This window comes from Roseateles flavus, assembly GCF_039872765.1.
In the GTDB taxonomy this organism is placed as follows: Bacteria; Pseudomonadota; Gammaproteobacteria; order Burkholderiales; family Burkholderiaceae_C; genus Roseateles_B; species Roseateles_B flavus.
The window spans coordinates 178,539-198,530 of record NZ_JBDPZC010000004.1 but is presented as its reverse complement, the minus strand read 5'-3'; the positions used below and the strand labels follow the sequence as shown (position 1 = coordinate 198,530).

16 protein-coding genes are annotated in these 19,992 nt (G+C 71.3%); 8 read left to right on the top strand and 8 right to left on the bottom strand.

The genetic code is table 11. The features are described from left to right. Positions 1 to 115: 115 nt before the first annotated feature. Positions 116 to 2,617: a prodigiosin MAP biosynthesis aminotransferase PigE gene (gene pigE / locus ABDJ40_RS10720; RefSeq protein WP_347609483.1), complete on the bottom strand. Its 2,502-nt coding sequence runs from the start codon at positions 2,615 to 2,617 to the stop codon at positions 116 to 118. Next, the gene (locus tag ABDJ40_RS10715) at positions 2,614 to 5,004 is read right to left on the bottom strand and encodes a decarboxylase (RefSeq protein ID WP_347609481.1); all 2,391 of its coding nucleotides are present in this window, start codon (positions 5,002 to 5,004) and stop codon (positions 2,614 to 2,616) included. The genes pigE and ABDJ40_RS10715 overlap by 4 nt, the downstream gene beginning before the upstream one ends. A 217-nt stretch (positions 5,005 to 5,221) precedes the next feature. Here ABDJ40_RS10715 and ABDJ40_RS10710 point away from each other — a divergent pair, with 217 nt between their 5' ends. The 7 genes from ABDJ40_RS10710 to ABDJ40_RS10680 all read left to right on the top strand — a co-directional run bounded on the left by ABDJ40_RS10710 (position 5,222) and on the right by ABDJ40_RS10680 (position 12,720). Continuing rightward, the gene (locus ABDJ40_RS10710) at positions 5,222 to 7,603 is read left to right on the top strand and encodes a TonB-dependent receptor (RefSeq protein ID WP_347609479.1); all 2,382 of its coding nucleotides are present in this window, start codon (positions 5,222 to 5,224) and stop codon (positions 7,601 to 7,603) included. 22 nt (positions 7,604 to 7,625) lie between these two features. Next, positions 7,626 to 8,885 carry a sialidase family protein gene (locus tag ABDJ40_RS10705; RefSeq protein WP_347609477.1) on the top strand — a complete coding sequence of 420 codons (1,260 nt, stop codon included), beginning with the start codon at positions 7,626 to 7,628 and terminating at the stop codon, positions 8,883 to 8,885. Then, a complete protein-coding gene (locus tag ABDJ40_RS10700) occupies positions 8,866 to 9,384 on the top strand; it encodes a hypothetical protein (RefSeq protein ID WP_347609475.1) in 519 nt (172 codons plus the stop codon). The genes ABDJ40_RS10705 and ABDJ40_RS10700 overlap by 20 nt, the downstream gene beginning before the upstream one ends. 115 nt (positions 9,385 to 9,499) lie before the next feature. Then, positions 9,500 to 10,276 carry an outer membrane lipoprotein-sorting protein gene (locus tag ABDJ40_RS10695; RefSeq protein ID WP_430765631.1) on the top strand — a complete coding sequence of 259 codons (777 nt, stop codon included), beginning with the start codon at positions 9,500 to 9,502 and terminating at the stop codon, positions 10,274 to 10,276. Beyond that, on the top strand, positions 10,276 to 11,583 hold the full coding sequence (locus tag ABDJ40_RS10690; RefSeq protein WP_347609473.1) for a hypothetical protein: 1,308 nt from the start codon (positions 10,276 to 10,278) through the stop codon (positions 11,581 to 11,583). Before ABDJ40_RS10695 ends, ABDJ40_RS10690 begins: the two co-directional genes overlap by 1 nt. Before the next feature lie 36 nt (positions 11,584 to 11,619). Continuing rightward, the gene (locus ABDJ40_RS10685) at positions 11,620 to 12,309 is read left to right on the top strand and encodes a 4'-phosphopantetheinyl transferase family protein (RefSeq protein ID WP_347609471.1); all 690 of its coding nucleotides are present in this window, start codon (positions 11,620 to 11,622) and stop codon (positions 12,307 to 12,309) included. Between the two features lie 12 nt (positions 12,310 to 12,321). Next, positions 12,322 to 12,720: a RidA family protein gene (locus tag ABDJ40_RS10680; RefSeq protein ID WP_347609469.1), complete on the top strand. Its 399-nt coding sequence runs from the start codon at positions 12,322 to 12,324 to the stop codon at positions 12,718 to 12,720. A 46-nt stretch (positions 12,721 to 12,766) separates the two neighbouring features. On the opposite strand, the gene ABDJ40_RS10675 is transcribed toward ABDJ40_RS10680, so the two are convergent. The 6 genes from ABDJ40_RS10675 to ABDJ40_RS10650 form a co-directional block, all read right to left on the bottom strand. Beyond that, a complete protein-coding gene (locus tag ABDJ40_RS10675) occupies positions 12,767 to 14,104 on the bottom strand; it encodes a cytochrome-c peroxidase (protein ID WP_347609467.1) in 1,338 nt (445 codons plus the stop codon). Next, on the bottom strand, positions 14,104 to 15,084 hold the full coding sequence (locus ABDJ40_RS10670; protein ID WP_347609465.1) for an amidohydrolase family protein: 981 nt from the start codon (positions 15,082 to 15,084) through the stop codon (positions 14,104 to 14,106). The genes ABDJ40_RS10675 and ABDJ40_RS10670 overlap by 1 nt, the downstream gene beginning before the upstream one ends. Next, positions 15,081 to 15,737 (bottom strand): GNAT family N-acetyltransferase, encoded by a 657-nt coding sequence (locus ABDJ40_RS10665; protein WP_347609463.1) that lies wholly within the window; start codon positions 15,735 to 15,737, stop codon positions 15,081 to 15,083. The genes ABDJ40_RS10670 and ABDJ40_RS10665 overlap by 4 nt, the downstream gene beginning before the upstream one ends. 20 nt (positions 15,738 to 15,757) lie before the next feature. After that, the gene (locus ABDJ40_RS10660) at positions 15,758 to 16,747 is read right to left on the bottom strand and encodes a PLP-dependent cysteine synthase family protein (protein ID WP_347609461.1); all 990 of its coding nucleotides are present in this window, start codon (positions 16,745 to 16,747) and stop codon (positions 15,758 to 15,760) included. A gap of 132 nt (positions 16,748 to 16,879) precedes the next feature. Next, entirely contained in the window at positions 16,880 to 18,718 is a 1,839-nt protein-coding gene (locus ABDJ40_RS10655) for an alpha/beta fold hydrolase (RefSeq protein WP_347609459.1), read from the bottom strand. 19 nt (positions 18,719 to 18,737) lie between these two features. Then, the gene (locus tag ABDJ40_RS10650; protein ID WP_269630148.1) at positions 18,738 to 19,007 is read right to left on the bottom strand and encodes an acyl carrier protein; all 270 of its coding nucleotides are present in this window, start codon (positions 19,005 to 19,007) and stop codon (positions 18,738 to 18,740) included. Between the two features lie 220 nt (positions 19,008 to 19,227). Between ABDJ40_RS10650 and ABDJ40_RS10645 the strand changes: the two genes are divergently transcribed. Beyond that, positions 19,228 to 19,986, top strand: coding sequence for an iron-containing redox enzyme family protein (locus ABDJ40_RS10645; RefSeq protein WP_347609456.1), 759 nt, complete (start codon positions 19,228 to 19,230; stop codon positions 19,984 to 19,986). Positions 19,987 to 19,992: the final 6 nt, after the last annotated feature.

Sequence of the window (19,992 nt, the reverse complement as noted above, 5' to 3'; positions counted from 1 at the left end):
CGTGCGTGGCGTGGGCGCGGTGTTCGCGCGCAGGGGCGTGCGTGCCGACAGGGCGAGAGCTTGGTCCCTCGCCCCCGGGCCTGTCACCTGACCCTTGGGGCAAGGCGACCGGCCCTCACTCGGGCACCGTGGAGAGATCGCCGCAGACCTGGGCGATGGCGCGCACGAAGTGCTGCGCCTGCGAATCGCTGAGCGTCAGCGGCGGCTGGATGCGCAGTACCTTGCTGTTATTGGCGGTGACGAAACTCAGAATGCCGTGCTCCTTTGAGAGCTTGCTGACGATGCGCAGCACCAGCATCTCCTCCAGGCTGCGTTCCAGCTCGGGCACGGCGGCCTCGAGATGCGCGCGCGCACGGTCGGACAGGAAGCGGTACATCGCCCGCGGCTGGCCTGGCAGCCGCGCGCTGAACTCCTGCACGAAGGCCTGCACCGCGCCCTCGAAGCTGGGCGCGAACTCGATGGCGATCATCAGGCCGCGACCCCGCACCTCGCGGATCAGGCCCTGGCCCGCGGCCACCTCCTGCAGTGCGGCGAGCAGGGCCTCGCCCGTGCGCAGCGCGCGCCCGGCCAGGTCTTCCTCCTCCAGCACGGCCAGGGCCTCCAGGGCCACCGCTGCCGCAAGATTGCCGCCGCCGAAGGTGGAGCTGTGCAGGCTGAAGCGGTCGCGGCTGCCATAGGCGCGGTCCCACAGATCGGGCCGGGCCAGCATGGCGCCGATGGGCACCAGGCCGCCGGAGAGGGACTTGGCCAGCACCATCAGGTCCGGCGCCACGCCCTCCCATTCGCAGGCGAACATCCGGCCGGTGCGGCCCAGGCCGGTCTGGATCTCGTCGAGGATCATGAGACAGCCATGGCGGTCGCAGAGCTCGCGCACGCCGCGCAGATAGCCCGGCGGCGGCAGGATCACGCCGCCCTCGCCCTGGATGGGCTCGAGGATGAAGGCAGCCACGTCGCCCGACTGCAGCGCGGCCTCCAGCGCCGCCAGGTCCCCGAAAGGCAGCGCGCTGCAGCGCTCGATGAGGGGCATGAAGGGCTGGCGGTGCTTGTCGCGGCCGGTCACCGAGAGGGCGCCCAGGGTCTTGCCGTGGTAGCCGTTGTCGCAATAGAGCACGCGGCGCTGCCCGGGAGCGGCGGCCGCCATGGCCAGCTTCAGCGCGGCCTCGACGGCCTCGGTGCCGGAGTTGCAGAAGAACACGCGCGACAGCCCGCCCGGCACCAGCACCGCCAGGCGCGCGGCCAGGCGGCTGCTGAGCTCGGGGGCCGAGACGTACTGCACGAAGCTCGGCGCCCCGCTGTCCAGGAAGTGCCGCAGCGCGCCCACGCAGCGCGGGTGGTTGTGGCCCATGTTGAGGCAGCCGTAGCCGGCCACGAAGTCCAGGAACTCGCGGCCCTCGGCGTCCTGCAGGGTGCAGCCCTCGGCCTTCACGAAGACGCGATCGATGTGGTTGAGCTCGAAGAACTCGCGCATCACCGGGTTGATGTGGGCGCCGAAGTCCTGCAGCACCTCCTCGTGCAGGCGGCGCGCGCGGGGTGTCGCCACGGCATGGAAGCGGGCCAGGGCGCGCACGTCCGCGGGCTTGAGTGGCTCGCCGTACGCACTCATGCGCTCGGGCGTGATGCCGTGGCGCTGGGCCAGGCGGCCGATCTCGCGGACCTTGTCCACGTCCAGCTCGCGGCCGATGGAGAAGGCCTCGCGCCGGCCCTCCAGCGCCAGCACCATGGTCTCGGCCAGGCAGCCGTTCATCATGCGGGTGGGGCTCAGCCCCAGGGTGTCGGTGCCCAGGCTGAAGGCGCGGTCGGCGCTGACCAGACCGCCGTCGATGATCAGTACGTCCTCGCGTCGGCGCGGGGCCGGCCGCACGTCGCGGGGCAGCGCGGCGTCGACCACCACCGAGCCCGGCGCCAGGCGGGCCTCCTCGATCACGTCGCCGCTGGAGGTGGCCGCCAGGAGCAGGCGCGGCTTGTCGTAGCAGTCCTCGATGCGGTCGGTGAGCCGCACGCGCTCGCGCAAGCCGGGTCCCAGGTACTGCAGCTGCTCGGCGAGGCGATCGCCGCCGCCACGGTGCACCAGCAGCAGCCGACCGACCGAATCCTCCAGCAGCTTGGCCACCACCAGGGCGATGGAGCCGGGGTAGCCCACGATGGCCACCTCCTGCTGCTGCGGCTCCAGCTCCAGCAGGGTCATCACGTCCAGCAGATTGCGCCAGCTGGCATAGGCCGTCAGCGAATTGCCGGTGGTGACGGGCACGCGGGCGCGCTCCAGCGTCTGCAGCCCTCGGTTGCCCACGATGCCGGTGAAGCCGCCCAGGCCCACCAGCTCGGCCCCCTGCCCGGCCAGCGCGTCGACGGCACGCAGCACGCGCTCGGCGATCTGGCGCGGCTGGCGCAGCATCTCCTCGGCCGTCAGCGGCAGGTACTGCAGCAGGCCCTCGCAGCGGGCGCCGGCGCCGCTGTGGATCTGGCCGAACCGGGCGAAGGGCACCAGGCTCTGCGCCTGCCACAGGGCGGGATCGAAGCCCTGCTCGGCGTCCTGCACGGCGCGCCCGAGCAGGTCGCACAGCTTGACCTGGCGCTTCAGGGCCAGGCTGGTGGGATGGGCGATGAAGCCGAATTTCATGGCGCGTGTTCCTCGCTGGGCGTGATGCGACTCCAGGTGCCTTCGGAGGCCAGGCTCATGCCGTCGCCGCTGGAGTTGTGGGTGAGCTGGACCTCGAAGACGTTGAGCCGGCCGCGGGCCCGCAGGTCCTCGCGCAGCCGGGTCTCGTCGAAGCGCAGCAGGCGGCGGCGCTGCAGGGCGAGCGGGCCGTGCCGCTCCAGGCTGTCGTCCCGGGGCCGCCAGGGCACATGCACCTGGGCCGCGCCGTCGCGGGCGAAGCGCAGGTCGATGTAGCTCTGGATGATGGAGAGCATGCCGTTGTGCAGGTAGAAGACGCTGACGTTGAGCTCCGACGCATCGGGCCGGCTGGACATCTGTCGCAGCAGCTGCAGCTCCACATCGGGCACCAGGGCCCGCGCGCCGTCGCCGATGAAGGCCAGCACCTGCCGTGGGCTGTGCAGGGCGATGGCCGGCAGCGCCATCAGGGCATCGCCCATCAGTGCGCGGCCGTACCAGCCGGAAAAGCCGGGGTCGGTGCGCGGCAGGTTGCGCAGGGCCGAGACCCCGCAGCGGCCGACGTCATAGACGCCGTGGTAGCGCAGGCCTTCCTCCTCGATCAGCCGGCGCAGCAGGCCGCCCAGGCGATGGAAGAAGTAGTTGGCCGTCATGGGCAGGGTCTCGATGCGATCCACCAGGTGCTCCGGCGGGCAGCGCCGTGCCTGGACGAGTGCATCTCGGCGCCAGCGCCGCACATCGGCCTCCACCTGCAGGCCGGACTTCAGGCGCTGCAGGAAGTCCAGCAGGTCCATCTGCAGGGGCAGGTCGGCAAAGGGGGCCAGGTCTTGCCCCCGGTTCGTGACCTGCACGATGTGCAGGTGGCGGGCCAGGCGGCCCTCCGAGAAGGGCGTACAGATCTGGTCGGCGCGGCTCTTGAGGAAGAAGAGGCTCTGGGCCCCCACGGGGCGCAAGGCCTCGCCTTCATGCAGATAGCGGTGGACCGCGCGGCTGAAGCCGTAGAGGCCCAGGGTGCCCAGGTAGTGAGGCTGCTCGCGCCCGCCCGCGTAGGCGGCCACGCTGCCCGGGTGGGCGATGCCGTCGCACAGGGCGATGCCCGCAGCTTCGGCGATCTCGTGCACCAGCGCGCGCTCCTCGTCACTGAGCCGGCCGCAGAACCACAGCAGGCGCTTGCGCTGTGTGTTGACCAGGGACAGCAGGGCCGCCCAGTGCGCCGGGTCGACCTCCGCCCGCCGGGCCGGCTGCGCCGGGGCGGGCTCGGCGAGGGCCGTCTCGTCCACGCCCAGGCCGCTCTCCAGCACCGCGGGGCTGGCGAAGATCACCACGGGCCCCTCGCCCTGGTCCAGCGCAGCGAAGGCCTGGCGCAGCCCCGCCTCCAGCTGCTCGGGCGACTCGAGGTAGACCTGAGCCAGGCCGCGGGCCCGCATCAGCGTGCGGCCGTCCCCCGCCTGCTCCACCGTGCCCTGGAAGGCGTGCCACTGGCCGCGCGCGCTGTCGGCGCAGACGATGAATCCCGGTGCACGCGTGCGCTGCAGATTGGCAAGCGTGCCCTTGAACTCGTCCACCATGCCCGAGGTGACCGCCAGCACGTAGGCCCGCCCGAAGAGCTGCCAGCCCGCGATGGCGGCGCAGGCCAGGGCATGCTCGTTGACGCCGCCGAGCTGCGGCCGGCCGTCCGCCTGGCCCAGCTGGCGCATGCCCTCGATGAAGGCGGCGATCACCGAGCCGGTGTAGCTGTGGAAGTCCCAGCGCCCCGGCCAGCGCCGCTGCATGAAGGCATGGAGCGCGCGCGCCAGGGCCGGCGGGCGCTCGGCCGCATCGACGCTGCGCGCCAGCAGGCGGTTGTGGTGGGCATGGTCCAGGTGGTCCAGCAGCACGCGCAGCAGGTCGGCGCGCCGCGTGTCGGCATCGGCGTGCGGCAGGCGCAGGTGCAGGCCGCCGGTGCTGGCATCGGGCCAGAAGGCCGATGGCGGCTGGGAAGAATCGTCATCGTCCCTCTGCAGATAGAGCAGGAAGGAATGCGGCGAGCAGCGCAGGGGCTGGCCGGCCGCCTGGGCGATGGTGCGCAGGCGCGCGGGCAGCTGCAGGGCCTCGGAAGCCTCCCCCGCCTGCAGCACGAAGAGCTCCTGGCTGCAGCCGCGCAGGCCGTGCGCCGGATCCTGCAGGGCCTGCTGCCAGTCCTGCAGCGCATCGAAGAAGAACGCGCGCCAGGCCACCGGCCGCGCCTGCTGCGCGAGGTAGCGCCGGGCCTGGTCCAGCAGGCCGGCGTACAGCGAGGGCGGCGGCGCCTCGCCAGCGGGAAGGGGCGATCCATGCAGGGCATCGACCACCACGGCAATGTCCCGGCGCAGCCAGGGCTGCGCAGCCAGGACGCAGAGCGCCAGCGTCTTCATGGGACCTCCTCGATGGGCAGGCCCGCACTATGCACAAGGCCAGGGCCTTGCGGCGCGCGGCAAGGCCTGTCCGAAAGGACAAAGACGCGAGCAGGCTTATCCACATTGGGAAGGTCCTCACTACCATGCCGACCCATCGCTCCGACCCAGAGCGGCCCGCACGTCCCGTCGGCGCTGACGCCGGGGATGCTCGTCCTCATCAGGCCTCCGCACGCTCATGAAGCACCGTCCACTCGCTCGGCCGCAGGCCGGCCTAGGCGCCACCTTGCTGGCCCTGAGCAGCACCGCGCTGCACGCCCAGGGCGTGGGCACCGACGCCCAGCTCGCCCCCGTCACACTGACCGGCGCGGCGGTGCGCAGCGGCCTGGCCGCCCACCTGCCCAGCAACAGCGCCAGCGTCACGGCCGAGGAGCTGCGCGAGCAGAACCTGATCAACCCGGAAGACGCGCTGCGCTACCTGCCCAACACCAGCATCCGCAAGCGCTACATCGGCGACCGCAATGCGCTGATCGGCGGCCGCAGCTTCGGCACCCTGCAGCCCGGCCGCGGCCTGGCCTATGTGGACGGCTACCTGATCTCCAACTTCCTGGGCCGCTTCGACGCCCCGCGCTGGAACGTGATCACGCCCGAGGCCATCGCGCGGGTGGACCTGCTGTACGGCCCCTTCTCCGCCATCTACCCCGGGAATTCCATCGGCACCACCGTGGTCACCACCGAGCGCGAACCGCGCCGCCTGGAGGCCTCGGCCCGCCTGAGCGGCCACAGCCAGCGCTTCGAGCTCTACGGCTTCTCCGAGCGCTACGGCGGCTACCAGTTCTCCAGCTACGTCGGCACCCGCCTGGACAGCGGCCTGTGGCTCAGCGCGGCCTACAACCGCCAGGACAGCGAGTCCCAGCCGATGAACTACTACACGCTGGGCGTCAACAGCAAGACCGGCAGCTTCGACCCGGCGCGGCCCGGCGACAAGCGCGTCAGCGGCATCACCTACGACACCGACCCGCTGGGCCAGCCCCGCGCCATCCTGGGCGCCGGCAGCGGTGCGGTGGACCACACGCGCCAGGACACGCTCAAGCTCAAAGCCGGACTGCCCCTGGGCGACCGATGGGTGGCCAGCGGCATGCTGGCCCTGTGGACCAACAGCACCGAGAACAGCAACCGCAGCTTCCTGCGCGACAGCGAGGGTGCGACCGTCTGGTCCGGCCGCGTCAGCGATGGCCAGTTCGGCTTCGACGTGCCCGACGGCAGCAAGGCCGCCGCCGCCTTCGCCCCCTCCGAACGGGAGGAGCGCCACCGCCACGTGGGCCTGACGCTCAAGACCCGCGGCACCGCCGAGTGGAACGGCTCTCTGGTCTATTCGAACTACCGCATCCTCAGCGACCTCAGCCGCCAGGCCAACTTGGCCGAGGACCAGGCGCGCCAGGGCGGCCCCGGCGTCTGGACCTACCGCGATGGCACCGGCTGGAACACGCTGGAGGCCCAGGCCGTGTACCGCCCGGCGGCCAGCCTGCACGAGTGGGTCTTCGGCCTGCACCGCAACGCCTATGTGCTGGACAGCCCCAGCTACCAGGCCCCGGACTGGCGCAGCAGCCTCGGCGCCCTTTCGCAGCGTTACCAGGGTCGCACCGAGGTGCGGGCCGCCTATGTCCAGGACAGCTGGCAGCTGCAGCCCGACTGGCGCCTCACCGCCGGCTTGCGCCAGGAATGGTTCCGCAGCACCGACGGGCAGCAGCTGCTGCGGCTCAAGGCCGCGGACTGCAAGCCCGGCACCGAGGCCCGCTGCCTGCCCGCCCCCGAGGGCATGGCGGATCGCGTCATGCCCTACGAGGCGCGACGCCTCTCCGGCGCCTCGCCCAAGCTCTCCCTGGCCTGGCAGCGGGACGCCGAGACCCTGCTCAAGCTGAGTTACGGCCGCGGCGTGCGCTTCCCCAATGTCGAAGAGCTCTACAACGGCACCCTCACGCCCAATAGCGAGACCACCAGCGACCCGAACCTGCGCGCCGAGCGCTCCAACGCCTGGGAACTCAGCGGCGAGAAGGACTGGGGCGCGCAGCGCCTGCGCATCTCGCTGTTCCTGGACGATGTGCGGGACGCCATCCTGCGCCAGTCCGACAACAGCGGCGGCGTCACCCGCAACCGCGTCTCCAATGTGGACCGCGTGCGCACCTACGGCCTGGAGGCCGTGTGGCAGGTGGACGACCTCTTCGTGAAGGGCCTCGGCCTGGACCTCAATGCCGCCTGGGCCCGCTCCCGCGTGCTGGCCAATCCGCGCGACCCGCAGTCCGAGGGCAAGACCTGGCCCCGCATCCCCCGGCTGCGCGCCAACGCCCGCCTGGTCTACCGCCCCGACGCCCTGTGGATGGGCAGCCTGGGTCTGCGCCACTCCGGCCGGGCCTACAACGATCCCTACAACCGCGACGTCAACCCCGATGTCTACGGCGGCGTCTCCTCCTTCACCCTGCTGGACCTGCGCCTGAGCCGCCAGCTGGGCCATGGCCTGGAGCTGGCCGTGGGCATCGACAACCTCGGCAACCAGCGCGCCTACCAGGCCCACCCCTACCCCGGCCGCACGCTGTTCACCGAGCTGCGCGCGAGCCTGTGAGCACCTCCCAAGGATGAAGCCCATGCATGCGTTCCTGACAGCACGCCTCCTGCCCGCCCTGGTCCTCCTGATGGCCTCGGCGCTCATCTCCCCCGCCCTGGCGGCGGACGCCAAGCCCGCCGGCCACGCGCCCGGCATGCAGCACGGCCAGTCCAAGACCGGCAAGGCCGCCAAGGCCCGCAGCGCCCTGGCCATCAGCGTCGCGGCCGCAGAGGACGGCAGCTTCTGGATGGTGGGCCTCGACGATCAGGGCCGCCTGGCCCTGCAGCGCAGCACGGATCAAGGCCGCAGCTGGGACGCGCCCCGCCTGCCGGACATCGGCGACGACGGCGTGGCCGCGGACGGCGAGAGCCGGCCCAAGGTCCTCATCGGCAAGGGCGGCCTGATGCTGGTGTCCTACAGCAGCCCCCTGGCCAAGCCCTACACCGCCCAGGTGCGCTTGCTGCGCTCCACCGACGGCGGCCGCAGCTTCGCCCCGCCCGTGACCGTGCACGCGGACCGCCAGGTGATCACGCACCGCTTCGAGTCCCTGGCCTTCGACACCCAGGGCCGCCTGCACACCGTCTGGATCGACAAGCGCGACCTGGAGGCCAGCAAGGCCGGCCCGACCGGCGAGGCCGCGCCCTACCGCGGCGCGGCGATCTACCGCAATGTCTCGGAGGACGGCGGCCTCACGTTCGGCCCGGATACGCGTGTGGCGGACCATTCCTGCGAATGCTGCCGCATCGCCCTCGCGCCCTCGCCACAGGGGGATGTGGTGGCGATGTGGCGCCACGTCTATGCGCCCAACGAGCGGGACCACGCCTTCACCCACCTGGGGCAAGACCTGGCCCCCGAAGCCGAGCCCGTGCGCGCCACCCTTGACCGCTGGGCCCTGGACGGCTGCCCGCACCACGGCCCCGGCCTGGCCCGCGATGCGGCGCAGGGCTACCACGCCGTGTGGTTCGGAGACCGCGGCGGCCTGGTCGGCGTGCGCTACGGCCGGCTGGACGATGCGGGCCGGCCGCTGGGTGACGTCCGCCTGCTGCCCGACGAGGCCGCCGAGCATGCCGACGTGCTGAGCAGCGGCCCGCAGGTGGCCATCACCTGGCGCACCTTCGACGGCCAGCGCACCCACTGGCGCGCCTGGATCTCCGCGGACGGCGGCCAGAGCTTCACCCTGCGCGAGCTGGGCCGTACCACCCAGGACAACGACCACCCCAAGCTCTTCCTGGCCGGATCGGCCATCTACGGCCACTGGCGCAGTACCGAAGGAGTCCGCATTGAACGCCTCACGCCTTGATCACCGCCTGCGCCGCCTGGCCTGCGCAGGCCTGCTGGCCTTCCCCCTTGCCGCCCTGGCCCACCCCAGCCGCGTCGAGACCCTGGACGCCGCCGCCTGGTCGCGCCTGCAGCAGAGCGAGAGGGGGCACAGCGCCGTGGTCTTCAGCACCACGGACTGCGCGCACTGCCCGGGCGTCATCGCCCAGCTGTCCGGCCACATCCGTGCACAGAAGAGCCATGCCCGGCTCATCGTCGTGGTGATGGACGGCGCCGGGCCCGAGCTGCTGCGCCACGAGGCCTACCTGCCCGCGGACCGCCTCTTCGTCTTCGATCCCGCCACGCCGCCCGCGGCCCTGCGCCATGCGGTGGACCCGCGGTGGCGCGGCGTCACGCCCTATGTGGTGCTGATGAAGCCGGCGGCGCCCGCGGTGACCCAGGCCGGGCCGCCGCCGGCCGAGATGCTGCAGCGCTGGCTGGGCGAGCCCGGCGGCAGCGCCGCGGGGCTGGCGCGGCCCTGATCCGCAGAGCGCCCACCATGCCCGAAAGGGCAGTTGGGCGCCCGCGCCGCCTTGGCTAATCTGCGCTCGCCAGCCCGCGCCCGGTGGGCCGGCCAACGACCTGATGGATGGACCCATGCTGAAGAATCCGGCCCCCGCCCTGGGCCTCGCGCTGCTGTGCGCACTCGCCCCCCTCCGGGCCCTCGCCCTCGATGCCCAGCAGATGCTGGCCGCCAGCGACGCCGTGCGCAACCCGGCCAAGCCCTTCGTCACCACGGTGAGCCTCAACGAGTACAAGGGCGGCAAGGCCAGCGACAGCAGCACCCTGCAGGCCTATTCGCGGGCCGAGCCCGGCGGCCAGTTCCGCACCCTGCTGCGCTTCGCGGCCCCGGCGCGGGACGCCAACAAGCTGATGCTCAAGACCGGCAACGACCTCTGGTTCTACGACCCGGCCAGCAAGGCCAGCGTGCGCATCTCGCCGCAGCAGCGACTGCTGGGCCAGGCCGCCAACGGTGACGTGGTCACCGTCAACTTCGCCCAGACCTACCAGGCCAGCCTCGCCCAGGAGGAAGAGGTGCAGGACGGCGAGCGCCAGAACCGCCGCGCCGTCAAGCTGCAGCTGGAGGCCAAGGCACCGGACGTCACCTACCACGCGATCGAGATGTGGCTGGACCGTGACAACTACCGCCCCATCAAGGCCCGCTTCCTCAGCGAGAGCGGTCGCCTGCTGAAGACGGCCTTCTACCGCCGCTTCAAGGAGGAGCTGGGCGCCGTGCGGCCGACCGAGGTGGTCATCATCGACGGCCTGGATCCCGCCCTGGTGACGGTGATGCGCTACGGCGAGTTCCAGGCACGCGACATCCCCGACAGCTGGTTCCAGCGGGACTACATGGCGCGCTTCCAGGCCGAGTGATGGCGCCCTTGCTCCGTGGCCCGCTGGGCCTGGCCTTGCTGGCCTTGCTCCTGCCGGCCCAGGCCCAGACGACGCCGCCCCCCGATGCCGAGCTCGCCGGCCTGGCCCTGGCCGACGCCGCCCCCACCGAGACCGCGCCCACGCGCCGCGCCTGGCAGGCCAGCATCGAGCCCGCCCTGCGCCAGGTGCGCCTGCGCGGCGAGACTGGCCCCTGGCGCTCCGCCCAGGGCCTGGGGCTGGACCTCGCCCTGGACCTGCCCCTGGGCGGCGAAGGCCCCACGGCCTGGCGCCTGCTGGCCGCCGACCGCCTGGACCTCGCCGGCCCCGAGCGCCTGCCCGGCGAGCGGCGCGCCGTCAACACGCTCAAGGAGCTCTACGCCAGCCAGCGGCCCAGCGCCGAATGGGTGCTGGACCTGGGCCGCATCAACAACCGCCTGGGCGTGGCCAGCGGCTACAACCCCACGGACTACTTCAAGCGCCAGGCCCTGCGCAACACCACCGCCATCGACCCGGCCAGCCTGCGCGAGAACCGCCTGGGCGTGGCCATGGCGCGGGTGCAGAAGGTCTGGGAGGGCGGCTCGCTGACGGGTGTCTTTGCGCCCAAGCTGGCCGATGCCCCCTCCAGCGGCGCCTGGAGCCCGGACTGGGGTTCCAGCAACGGCCGCCCGCGCTGGCTGCTGGCCTGGACACAGGCCTGGGCCGAGGACCTCGCCCCGCAATGGCTGCTGCACGGCGACGGCCAGCCGGGCCACTCGCCCCAGCTGGGCCTCAACCTGACCCGCCTGCTGAACCAGGCCTGCGTGGCCCACCTGGAGCTGAGCACCGGCCGCAGCCGCACGCTGCTGGCCCAGGCCCTGGGCGATCTGCAGGCGCCGGTGGCCCAGCACACCCAGCTGGCCACCGGGCTGAGCTGCACCACCTCGCGCAAGCTCACGCTGACGGCCGAGTGGCAGCACAACGGCCTGGCGCCCGGCCGCGCGGACTGGTCCGCCCTGCAGACCGGCGATCCGCTGCGCTACGGGGCCTACCGCCAGGCCGCCCAGGCCCAGCAGGAGCCCGCCACCCGCGACAGTCTCTTCCTGATGCTGCGCTGGCAGGACGCGCTGGCCCCCAGGCTGGACCTCAACGCCTTCGCCCGCATCAGCCAGGTCGACCACAGCCGACTCCTGTGGCTGGAGGCCCGCTATCGCCAGGACAGCACGGACTGGGCGGCACAATGGCAGCAGCACCGCGGCCAGGGCCTCAGCGAGTTTGGCGCCCTGCCGCAGGCCCGCGTGATCCGCCTGCTGGTGCGCCATTACTTCTGAACCGCCCGCCGGCCCTTTGCTTTTCCATCACTGTCCATGCTGGATGTCTGGTATTCCCTCGCGCCGCCCGACGGCCCGCCACTGCTCGATGCCGAGGAGCAGGCCCGCCATGCGCGCTTCCTGTGCCAGCGCACGGCCCGCACCTTCGCGCAGGCGCACACGCTCAAGCGCTGTCTGCTGAGCCAGCACCATCCGCAGCAGGCGCCGCTGGGCTGGCGCTTCGAGAGCGGCCATGCCGGCAAACCCGCCCTGAAGGCGCCGGCGCCCTGCCACTTCAACCTCAGCCACAGCGGCGATGCCATCGCCGTGGCGGTGGCGGACCAGCCGGTGGGGCTGGACATTGAAAGTCACCGCGAGCTGAAGGACGGCCTGGCCATCGCCCAGCGCGTCTTCCATCCGCGCGAGCGCCAGTGGCTGCTGGCCCAGGCCGACTTCGCCGCCGCCTTCTACCGCCTGTGGACCCTCAAGGAGGCGCTGCTCAAAGCCACGGGCGAGGGCTTCACCCAGGCCCCCGAAGCCCTGTGCTGGGACGAGCTGGACGCCGCCATGCCCGCCATCCACCACGCCGGCCAGCACTGGCATGCGCTGGGCCTGGCCCTGCCGGGCAGCACGCTCGCCGTGGTCATGTCGGACGCGCAGGTGCTGCGCAACGCCACGCTGCACGAGCTGCAGTCGCGCGCGGGCGCGCAGCTGCAGGGGCGCCCGCGCTGCTTCCCTCAACCCTGAACGGGATCTTCCATGTCGCGTCACTTCATCAGCAGCGGCCCCGGCCTGCCGGACTGGCCCTCGCCCATCAGCCAGGCCGTGGTCGTGGACCGCACCTGCTACCTCAGCGGCCAGCTCTCGCTGGACGAGTCCGGCCGCTATGTGCCGGGCACACCGGCCGAGGAGGCGCGCCGCGCCTTCGGCAATCTCTTCGCCGCACTGCTGGCGGCGGACTTCGGGCCGCAGCACCTGGTCTTCGTGGACATTGCCTTCACCGACATCGGCGCATTGGCCGAGGTCAACAAGGTCTATGCCGAGCTCTTCCCCGAAGGCCGGCGCCCGGCCCGCACGGTCTACGAGGCCGCGGCCCTGCCCTTTGGCGGGCAGGTGAAGGTAATGGGCGTGGCCGTCAAGAGCGCGGACGGCGACTGAGCGCCGATCGCCGCCGCCCGGCTCCCGCGGGGCAGCGGCCGCTTCATCAAGGCGCCGGCGCCGGCTGCAGCGCCGGTTTCTCCAGCACAGGCCCGGAGAGCGCGCGCAGGAAGCTCAGCAGCTGAGCCTGCTCCTGCGGGCCGAGGTCGCGCGGCTTGAGCTCGCGCAGCTCCGAATGGCCCAGTTCCGCCTCGGGCGCGCGCGCATAGTGCGCCAGCACCTGCTCCAGCGTCGCGAACTGGCCCGCATGCATGTAAGGCGGGCGCAGGGCCACATTGCGCAGGCTGGGCGTCTTGAAGGCGCCCACCAGGTGCGGGTCCTTGCCGTTGGCAAAGCGCAGCTCCTCGCACTGCTGGGGCTTGGCGTCGCTGTAGGGGCCCAGGCAGTTGAACTCGTCCGCCAGCGCCGCACGCAGGCCGTCCACGCGGCCGCGCTCGGGCTGATCCTTGTTGAAGGGCGGGATGCCGGTGTTGTGGAAGTGCTGGTCCGTCATCAGCGGGCCGGTGTGGCAGGTGATGCACTGGCCGCGGCCGATGAAGAGGCGCAGGCCGGCCTTCTCCTGCTCGTTGAGCAGGCCCGCGTTGCCGCTGCCCTTGAGCGTGGCGGCGATGTAGCGGTCCACCCGCGATTCGCCGTACTGCAGCCGGGACTCGAAGGCCGCGATGGCCTTGCCCAGGTTGGCGTACATGCGGTTGATGTCCTGCCGGCGCGACTCGGGGATGGCGGCCCAGGCGGCGCGCTCGGCCTCGCTGCCCTGGGGGCTGGCATGGGCGGGCAGGCCGTCCAGGCGGGGCAGATCGCCGAAGAGCTCGCGGTAGGGCTGGGCATAGTGCTGGCTCAGCAGGCGCGCGTACTGCAGGCGGTTGCCGCCATGCTCGCGTGCATCCTCCAGCGGGCCCAGGGCCTGGGCCCAGAGGCTGTCCTTGCGGCCGTCCCAGAAGAACCAGGCGCTGTGCGCCATGCCGATGGAGGGCATGGTGCGGCGCAGGCCCTCGGCCACGCCCAGACCGCGCGGCCGCCCGTCCTCGAACTGGCCCTGTGGGTTGTGGCAGGTGGCGCAGGAGACCTTGCCATTGCTGCTGAAGCGCACGTCATTGAAGACCTGCTTGCCCAGGCGCGCCGCGGCCTCGTTGCCGACGAAGCGGTTGCTGGGGTCGGGATCGGCGCTGCGCAGCTGGGAGATCTGCAGCGAGCCCATCAGGGCCAGCTCCTGGGGCGACCAGCGGTCCGCGGCCCCCTCGGAATGCGCCAGGCCCAGGACCGCGCCGCCGCCCAGGGCCAGCAGGCACAGGCTCAGGCCCAGGCCGGAGCGCAGGTGGCGGCGCCAGCCCTTGCGGCGCGCAGGCAGGGTGGGCACAAGTTCCACGCCCAGGGGTCGCTTCATCAATCCACTCCCAAGAGTCGACGGGCATTGCCCGACATCAACCAGGACCGCTGCCCGCGCGAGACGCCGGCCAGCGGACCGTCCGCGGCCAGGAAGAGGTCCATGACCTTCTTGTGGCCGCCCGAGTAGCGGAACACCGGCCAGTCGGTGCCGAACAGGATCTTGTGGTTCAGGTTGAGCTTGAACAGCTCGGCCAGCCCCGCCTGCCAGCCCCCCGGATGCTGCGAGCCCAGGAAGGCGCTGATGTCCAGGTAGACATTGGGCCGGTAGGCGCACAGGGCCGCACAGTCCTGCACGTGGTGCACGGCGCCGTGGGCCAGGATGAAGTTGACGTCGGGGAAGTCCAGTGCCGCCTGGTCCACCAGATAGGGGTGCGAGAACTGGAAGGACAGGCTCGGGCTCGTGGGCCCGATGTGCATCAGCACCGGCAGGCCGTGGGCCTGGCACAGCTCGTAGAAGGGGTACAGCGAGCGGTCGCTGGGGCTGTAGCCGCAGGGCGGGTAGAGCTTGAGCCCCTTGAAGCCGTATTCGGTGATGCCGCGTTCCAGCAAGGCCAGGCCGTCCGCGCCCCAGCGCGGGTCCACGCCGCCGAACACGAAGAAGCGGCCGGCGTGGCGCTTCAGGATCTCATGGTGCTCGGCCCACATCTCGGCGATGGTCAGCTGGCTCTGCATCACCTGGGTGAAGTCGGGCAGCAGCAGCACGGCCTGCTGGATGCCGGCCTCGTCCATCTCGGACACCAGCGTGTCGCCCTGGTGGTCCTGGCTCATGCGCAGGTACATCTCCATCAGCTCGAGCAGCGACTTGCGCACGCCCGTCGCCGCCAGGCGCACGGCCACATTGCGGCACAGCCCCTCGTAGAAGCCTTCGGGAATGAAGTGGGTCGAGGCGATGTGGCAGTGCGCGTCCAGCACATGGCCGGTGTAGACCGGGCCGGCCGCGCCGGGAGCCGCCGCAGCGACAGCGCTGGCGGCTGTCATGCCGTCTGACCTTCCGGCTGGGCGCGGGCCACGCGGGCCTGCAGCATCTGGGCCGCGCGGGCCTTGAGGTCGGAGACCTTCTGCATCATGAAGTGGCCGGCGTGGACCTTGCCCTGGGCGCGGGCGTAGTCGGGCAGCGTGCCGTAGGTGGTGAAGCCGAAGCGCTGCCAGGCGTGGTGGGCGGGCGTGCCGTCGCGCACGTCCAGGGTCAGCAGCTCGACACCGTCCTGCTCGCACTGCAGGGCGATCTCCTGGAAGGCCACGGGCAGCACCAGGCCGCCGCGGTAGTCCTCGTGGATCATGCCCTTGGCGAGGTCGGTGATGTGGCGGTTGTTGGGGTTGAGATTGCGCCGCAGGGTGCACAGGCCGATGAGCTCACCGCCGCCGGTCACGATGCTCAGCAGGCGGATCTTGCCGGCAGCCAGGTTGCCGCGCAGGTCCTGCAGGTACTGACGGGCCTCGGCATCGCTGATCTCCTCGGCGAAGCCGATGATGGGGGCCGAGGCCGTGGTGAGGCGCATCAGTCCGATGATCTTCTCTTCAAGCACCGCGTCGATCTGCTGCGGCCAGCCATAGCAGAGCTCCACCGTGCCGAGGGCGCCCATGGGGACTTGGTAGCTGGCCTCTCCGGCCGTGTTCAGCGTGCGGTTCATGTCCGTCCTTGTGTCAGTGTTCAGGCCTGCGGGCCCTTGTTGAGTTCATCCAGCACCGAGCCCAGCTCATGGCTCTTGAGCCACTGGTCGTCGTAGACCGTGTCCAGGTACTTGACGCCGCTGTCGGGCATCACCAGCACGACGTTGCAGGGCCCCTGCAGGCCGGCGAGGAAGTGGCGGGCCGCGGCGCTCACCGAACCCGAGGAGCCGCCCAGCAGCAGGCCTTCGTCAAGGGCCAGGCGGCGGGCGGCCACGAAGGCCTCGTGGTCGCTGACCTTGTGCACCTCGTCCACCAGCTCGGCGCGCACATTGCCCGGCGTGAAGCTCAGGCCGATGCCGTTCTGCAGGAAGGGCTTGAACTCGCCGCCGAAGACGACGGAGCCGTGCGGCTCCACGCCCATCACCCGCAGCCCGGGATTGCGCTCCTTGAGATAGCGGGCCACGCCGCTGAGGTGGCTGCCGGTGCTGACGCAACCGATCAGCACGTCCACCCGCCCGTTGAGCTGGCGGTGGATCTCGGGCCCGGTACCGTAGTAGTGGGCATCGATGGCGGCGGGGTTGTTGTACTGGTCGAGGTTGATGCAGCGCGGCAGCGTGGCAGCGATGGAGCGGGCCACGGCGATGCGCTTCTTCTGGAAGCTGCCGCTCTCGTCGGGCGTGGTGACCATCTCGACCTGGCCGCCGAAGGCTCGCACCAGGTTCACATTGGCCTTGGGCGTCTTGGGGTCCAGCACGCAGATGAAGCGGTAGCCGTGCACCGCGCAGAGCATGGCCAGCGCGTGGCCCATATTGCCCGAGGTGGACTCGACGATGGACCAGCCCGGCGCCAGCGCGTGGTCGCGGCGGGCCTGGTCGAGCAGTTCCTTGGCGCTGCGGTCCTTGACGCTGTTGCCGGGATTGCGGCATTCCAGCTTGGCGAAGACCTGGATGCCGCGCGCGTCATCCGAGAGGCTTCGGAGCTTCAGCAGCGGCGTGTCACCGATCAGCTCGGCGATGGTGTTGGCATACATGATGTGAAGACTCCCTGCTGCTGGATGGTGTCCAGGGACTGTAGTGAGCGCGCATCCGTGCGGGTAGCTGTCCGTTTGGGTAAGACAGGCCCGGCCTCCCCACACATCTGGGGGAGGCCGGGCGCAGCGGGCTCAGAGCTCGCCGGACACCAGCGCCTCCTCGGCCGGCGTGAAGCGGCGCAGGCGCGCGTCGCTCACGTCCAGCTGCAGGCCCTCGCGCATGAAGGCGCGCTGCAGCTGCGCGATCAGGCCGGCGTCCTGATGGATCAGGTAGTGGCCCGCGGCGCGCAGGCCCAGCTGCAAGGTCTGTGACGTCAGCGCACCCATGGCACGGGCGCGTTCGGCGCAGGTGGCCGTGTCGCTGTCGCCCATGAGGAGCAGGCAGGGCTGGGCCAGCGGCTCCACGGCCGGCGGCAGGCTCATCGCATGAGCCCGGAAGTGAACCAGCTGGCGGCTGTACTGCCGCATGCGCTCGGCGGACACATAGGGCTCGTGCAGCCAGTGCGCGGTGTGGGCATCGGGCAGGCTCCACAGGCGCTGGGGGTCGTCGGCCGCGCCGTCGCCCCGCTGCAGCAGGGCCAGCATGGAGCGGGCCATGCTGTCCGCCGCGGCGGGCGTGCGCTGCACCAGGCGGCACATGGTGTTGAGGCTGGTCTCGAAGCTGGAATCGCCGCCAGCGCCGCAGTCCACCCCCGCATAGGAGGGGGCGACCAGGCACAGCGAGGCCACGTCCTGCGGCAGCGCGCGGGCCAGGTCCAGCGCGAACTTGGCGCCACCGCACCAGCTGAGCAGGTGCAGGGGCCCCGTCAGCTGCGTGGCCAGCAGCTGGCGCACGCTCTGAAGGAACTGAGGCCAGGAGTCCTCGCTGTCGTAATAGGTGCTGGACAGGGCCTCGGCCGCCACCGCCGCGTCGTCCCGGGCCTCCAGGGCCAGCACGCGGCAAGACGGGCTCAGCGCCAGGGCCAGCTCGCACCAGACGTCCAGGCTCAGGCCGAAGGCATTGAGCAGCAGCACCGTCTGCGGTCCCTCGCCCAGGCACCACACGCGCAGCGGCGCGCCCTCGATGGATTCGAGGCGCATGCCGGGCAGCGCGGTCCAGCGGCGGGCAACGGGGGCGGCGCTGTCTTGCTGCGCGCGGCGCAGCGCGTCCAGCTGCGACTGCCACGCGGCCGCCCAGGGCGAGGCGCTGGGGCCGCAGGCCAGGGCGCTGTCGAAGGACTGCCCGTCGAGCAGGGCCTCCTGGCCCAGCTGCCAGCGCTGGCGGGCCTGCTGCAGGCTGTCTTCCAGCAGCTCGCTGAGGGTGTTCTGCGCGCAGGAGGCCTCGGCCACCGGGATGTCCAGGGCCAGGGCCAGCTCACGCAGCAGCAGCGCGCCGCTGCCCAGGGCCGGCGCGTGGATCAGATGACAGCCCGGCGGCAGCGCGGGCGTGGCATGGCGCAGGCAGTCCAGCAGGGCCGCGGGCTCCAGCAGATGGAGGCTGGGCCCTTGGCCGCCGCTGAAGGGAAGGACCAGCGGGTGCTTGCTGAAGTAGTCCGGCGCGCGGCGGCGCACGCCCTGCATCCAGTGCACCAGCCCTTCGCTGAGCGCGACCAGGGCCGCGGGCAAGGCTGCGGACGCTGCAGGCCGCTCGCTCACCGCATGAGCCAGCACCAGCACGCGCAGCGCCGCCCCCCCGATCTGCGGGGCCAGCGCGGCCTCCAGCAGGGCCTTCAGCCGGCCGGGATTGCAGAAAGGAGCGAAGCCCTGGTGGGGCAGCACCACCTGCAGGCTGCGCTGCGCCTGGGCGAGCGCTCGCAGGGCTTCGGGCAGCTGCAGCGCCGGGGCCGCCTCGCCCGCGAGGAGCTGGCGCACCGCCGCCTCGTCAAGAAACAGCGTGGCCGGCCCCTGGCCCGCCGAGGCGATGGCGTCCCAGGCCTTCTGCAGGGCCTGCCAGCCCGAGGCGGCCGGGTCCTCGGTTCGGGCGGCTGTCATGACTTGCGGCATGCTCACCTCAGACTTTCGCGGCCTGCAGGGACTCGATGAGATCCAGCGCATCACCGACCGTGGCGAGCTTGGCGATGGACTCGGTGTGCTCGGCGAAGCTGATGCCGAAGTGCTCTTCGGTCAGGGCCATCAGCGAGATCAGCGAGATCGAGTCCAGCATCAGGTCGCTGGCCAGGTTGGAGTCGCGCGAAACCGTGTCCGCAGCCAGCTCGACCGGGGTGATCTGCGCGATGAGGTTCAGGAAGGCATCGAAATGTGCCGCGGAGGGTGCATGCATGGAAGGCTCCGGTGGGAAGCGGACGCGCCGTCCTGCAGGTAGCGCAGGCGGGGTCCGACGGGCAGGCCGTTTTATACCGAGCCCCTGACCCCTTGCCTACCTGACCTGAAGTACGGGTGGGAGTCCTTGCCCCAATGGACAGGTTCGGGCCGGCGCGCCGCTACGTACAGTGATCGAGCACTTCTTCACGATCGAACAACCCATACCGCCGGAGCCCACCATGACTGTTTCCACCCCCGCCGTGGCGCTGGACAAGGACGCCTTCGCGATCCAACTGCGCGCCACCCTGGATGCCCACCTGACGCTGAACCACCCCATCTTCAAGGAGCTGTTCACGCCCGAGCGGAACTGGCACCTGCTGAAGATCATCTCGCTGGAGGGCTACCAGATCACCAAGTACTTCCTCGAGTACATCGAGAACCTGTACTTCCGCTGCCCCCTGCCCATCCACAAGCGCCGCCTGCTGTTCAACCTGTTCGAGGAAGAGACCGGCCGTTTCTCCAAGACCAAGAACCATGTGGAGCTGATGGAGGACTTCATCCGCGCCCAGGGCATCAGCGACGAGGAGCGTGACGCCTGGACGCCCTCGGACGCCACCAAGGAGCTGATCACCTACCGCCTGGACAACTGCAAGGGTGAGCACACCTACCACATTGGCGCTGCGGCCGTGATGATCGCCAGCGAGGGCCAGAGCCTGGAGACCCGCGCCGGCGAAGCCCGCCACGCCATCCTGGGCAAGATCTACGGCCTCAGCGAAGAGAGCACGCGCTTCTTCTCGGTCCACCAGAAGGAAGACGTGGCTCACGTGGCCGAGGGCATCCAGCTGGTCTCCGAGCTCTGCACCACCCCGCAGATGCAGGCCGAGGCCCTGTTCGCCATCGACCACACCTGCAAGCTCTTCTGGAACATGTACGAGAGCGCGGCCCAGAAGTACTACGCCGAGCGTCCCAACGCCGCCCTGGAAGCCCAACCCGCCTGAGGCCAA

Coding starts and splice junctions, on each gene's coding strand:
- pigE (WP_347609483.1), bottom strand. CDS start 2,617: ATGAAATTCGGCTTCATCGCCCATCCCACCAGCCTGGCCCTGAAGCGC.
- ABDJ40_RS10715 (WP_347609481.1), bottom strand. CDS start 5,004: ATGAAGACGCTGGCGCTCTGCGTCCTGGCTGCGCAGCCCTGGCTGCGC.
- ABDJ40_RS10710 (WP_347609479.1), top strand. CDS start 5,222: ATGAAGCACCGTCCACTCGCTCGGCCGCAGGCCGGCCTAGGCGCCACC.
- ABDJ40_RS10705 (WP_347609477.1), top strand. CDS start 7,626: ATGCATGCGTTCCTGACAGCACGCCTCCTGCCCGCCCTGGTCCTCCTG.
- ABDJ40_RS10695 (WP_430765631.1), top strand. CDS start 9,500: ATGCTGAAGAATCCGGCCCCCGCCCTGGGCCTCGCGCTGCTGTGCGCA.
- ABDJ40_RS10690 (WP_347609473.1), top strand. CDS start 10,276: ATGGCGCCCTTGCTCCGTGGCCCGCTGGGCCTGGCCTTGCTGGCCTTG.
- ABDJ40_RS10685 (WP_347609471.1), top strand. CDS start 11,620: ATGCTGGATGTCTGGTATTCCCTCGCGCCGCCCGACGGCCCGCCACTG.
- ABDJ40_RS10680 (WP_347609469.1), top strand. CDS start 12,322: ATGTCGCGTCACTTCATCAGCAGCGGCCCCGGCCTGCCGGACTGGCCC.
- ABDJ40_RS10675 (WP_347609467.1), bottom strand. CDS start 14,104: ATGAAGCGACCCCTGGGCGTGGAACTTGTGCCCACCCTGCCTGCGCGC.
- ABDJ40_RS10670 (WP_347609465.1), bottom strand. CDS start 15,084: ATGACAGCCGCCAGCGCTGTCGCTGCGGCGGCTCCCGGCGCGGCCGGC.
- ABDJ40_RS10665 (WP_347609463.1), bottom strand. CDS start 15,737: ATGAACCGCACGCTGAACACGGCCGGAGAGGCCAGCTACCAAGTCCCC.
- ABDJ40_RS10660 (WP_347609461.1), bottom strand. CDS start 16,747: ATGTATGCCAACACCATCGCCGAGCTGATCGGTGACACGCCGCTGCTG.
- ABDJ40_RS10655 (WP_347609459.1), bottom strand. CDS start 18,718: ATGACAGCCGCCCGAACCGAGGACCCGGCCGCCTCGGGCTGGCAGGCC.
- ABDJ40_RS10650 (WP_269630148.1), bottom strand. CDS start 19,007: ATGCATGCACCCTCCGCGGCACATTTCGATGCCTTCCTGAACCTCATC.
- ABDJ40_RS10645 (WP_347609456.1), top strand. CDS start 19,228: ATGACTGTTTCCACCCCCGCCGTGGCGCTGGACAAGGACGCCTTCGCG.